Raw genomic sequence first — 2664 nt, 5'->3', positions numbered from 1 at the left:
GGGCGGTGGGAGGGTCAGGCCGCCACGGAGGAGGCGACCTGAGCCGGGGTGAGCGCGATGTCCAGGACCTCGCGCACGTCGCTGACCGGGTGGATGGTCAGCTCGGCGCGGACCTCCTCGGGCACGTCGTCCAGGTCCGGCTCGTTGCGGGCCGGGATGAGGACGGTCGTGATGCCCGCCCGGTGCGCGGCCAGCAGCTTCTGCTTGACGCCGCCGATCGGCAGGACCCGCCCGGTCAGGGAGATCTCACCGGTCATGGCCACGTCACTGCGGACGAGACGCCCGGACAGGAGCGAGGCCAGCGCGGTCGTCAGCGTCACACCGGCCGAGGGGCCGTCCTTGGGCACGGCGCCCGCGGGGAAGTGGACGTGGACCGAGCGGTCCTTCAGCGCGGTGACCGGCAGCTCCAGCTCCGCGCCGTGCGAGCGCAGGTAGGACAGCGCGATCCGCGCCGACTCCTTCATCACGTCGCCGAGCTGGCCGGTCAGCGTGAGCCCCGTCTCGCCGGTCTCCGGGTCGGCCAGCGACGCCTCCACGTAGAGCACGTCGCCGCCCGCGCCGGTCACCGCCAGGCCCGTGGCGACGCCCGGCACCGAGGTGCGCTGGGTGGACTCGGGCAACGACGACTCGGGCACGAACCGCGGCCGGCCGATGTAGCCCACCAGGTCGTCCTCGCCGACCTTGACGGGCAGCTCGTCCTTGGCGGTCACCTTGCGCAGGATCCTGGCGATCGACCGCTCCAGCGAGCGGACCCCGGCCTCGCGGGTGTATTCGGCGGCCAGCCTGCGCAGGGCCTCGTCCTCGACCGTGACCTCCTCGGCGGTCAGCCCGGCCAGCTCCAGTTGCCTGCGCAGCAGGTGGTCGCGGGCGATGGCGACCTTCTCGTCCTCGGTGTAGCCGTCGAGCGTGACGATCTCCATCCGGTCCAGCAGCGGCCCGGGGATCGCCTCCAGGACGTTGGCCGTGGCCAGGAAGAGCACGTCGGACAGGTCCAGCTCCACCTCGAGGTAGTGGTCGCGGAACGTGTGGTTCTGGGCCGGGTCGAGCACCTCCAGCAGGGCCGCCGTCGGGTCGCCGCGGTAGTCGGCGCCGACCTTGTCGACCTCGTCGAGCAGCACGACCGGGTTCATCGAGCCCGCCTCGCGGATGGCGCGGACGATGCGGCCGGGCAGCGCGCCGACGTAGGTGCGCCGGTGACCGCGGATCTCCGCCTCGTCGCGTACGCCGCCGAGCGCCACCCGGACGAACTTGCGGCCCATCGCGCGGGCCACAGACTCGCCCAGGGACGTCTTGCCCACTCCGGGAGGGCCGGCCAGGGCGAGCACGGCGCCGCTGCGGCGGCCGCCCACCACGCCGAGCCCCTTGTCCTGGCGGCGCTTGCGCACGGCCAGGTGCTCGATGATGCGGTCCTTCACGTCGGCCAGACCGGTGTGGTCGGCGTCGAGCACGGCCCTGGCGCCGGCGATGTCGTAGTTGTCCTCGGTACGGTCGTTCCACGGGATGTCGAGGACGGTGTCGAGCCAGGTGCGGATCCAGCCGGTCTCCGGGGACTGGTCGGAGGTCCGCTCCAGCTTGTCGACCTCCTTGAGCGCGGCCTCGCGCACCTTCTCCGGCAGGTCGGCGGCCTCCACGCGAGCGCGGTAGTCCTCCTCCTCCGTCTCGGCGGAGTCGCCGTTGAGCTCCTTGAGCTCCTTGCGCACCGCGGCGAGCTGCTGGCGCAGCAGGAACTCGCGCTGCTGCTTCTCCATGCCCTCCTGGACGTCCTTGCGGATCGTCTCGGCCACGTCGAGCTCGGCGAGGTGCTCGCGGGACCACTCGATCAACCTGGCCAGCCGCTCGGCGGGATCGGCCGCTTCGAGCAGCTCGACCTTCTGCGCCGTGGTCAGCCAAGGGGTGTAGCCGGAGCTGTCGGCCAGCACCGAGGGGTCGTCGATCGCGTTGACCTGGTCGACCACCTGCCAGGCGCCGCGCTTCTGCAGGATCGTGGTGGCCAGGGCCTTGTACTCCTTGGCCAGCTCCTGGGCGCGTGCGGTGGCGGCGACGGCGTCGATCGTCTCGGCCTCGACCCACAGTGCGGCGCCCGGCCCGGTCGTGCCGGTGCCCACGCGGACCCGGTTGACGCCGCGCACCACGGCCGCGGGCTCGCCACCCGGCAGCCTTCCGACCTGCTCGACCACCGCCTGCACGCCGACGGCCCCGTATCGGCCGTCGATCCGGGGAACGAGGAGGACCTGTGGCTTGTTGCCACCGGATGCACGGGCCGCGTCTATGGCGGCGCGCACCTCGGAGTCGGACAGGTCCAGCGGAACCACCATGCCCGGCAGGACGACCTCGTCGTCCAGCGGCAGGACCGGGAGGATCAAGCTCTCACTCATGCGAACTCCAAAGGGTTGAGTTATACCGACTCAATTCATTGGAGCCCGGCATTGTTCCCTTCATTGCCGATGTTCGCTCACGGCGATCGTAATGATGTAAGCACGTACCTGAGGGTGAGGGCGGATCAGACCTTGGTGTGATGCCGGGCCAAGGGCCTTGAACGTAGGGTTGGCCAGGTGATCTCCGTCCACCGCACCCGCGAGCTCCTCGTCCTGCGCCCGAGCCCGAAGTCGAGGCCGAGGTCGGGTCAGGGGTCCTGTCTCTTGGGGACGTCGTATCGGGCCGTGA

1 protein-coding gene is annotated in these 2664 nt (G+C 71.1%); it reads right to left on the bottom strand.

Annotated elements, in window-relative coordinates; all coding sequences use genetic code 11:
* Positions 1–14: 14 nt before the first annotated feature.
* Entirely contained in the window at positions 15–2375 is a 2361-nt protein-coding gene (lon, locus tag ETD85_RS61535; protein ID WP_138698976.1) for an endopeptidase La, read from the bottom strand.
* Between the last annotated feature and the right edge of the window lie 289 nt (positions 2376–2664).

Origin of the sequence: Nonomuraea zeae (assembly GCF_005889725.1) — a bacterium.
Lineage (GTDB): Bacteria > Actinomycetota > Actinomycetes > Streptosporangiales > Streptosporangiaceae > Nonomuraea > Nonomuraea zeae.
Note: the sequence above shows the minus strand (reverse complement) of the source record. Positions and strands in the feature narration are given on the sequence as shown.

What these genes read in the sequence shown, in the direction of transcription:
- lon (WP_138698976.1), bottom strand. Translation starts at nt 2,375, where the DNA reads ATGAGTGAGAGCTTGATCCTCCCGGTCCTGCCGCTGGACGACGAGGTC.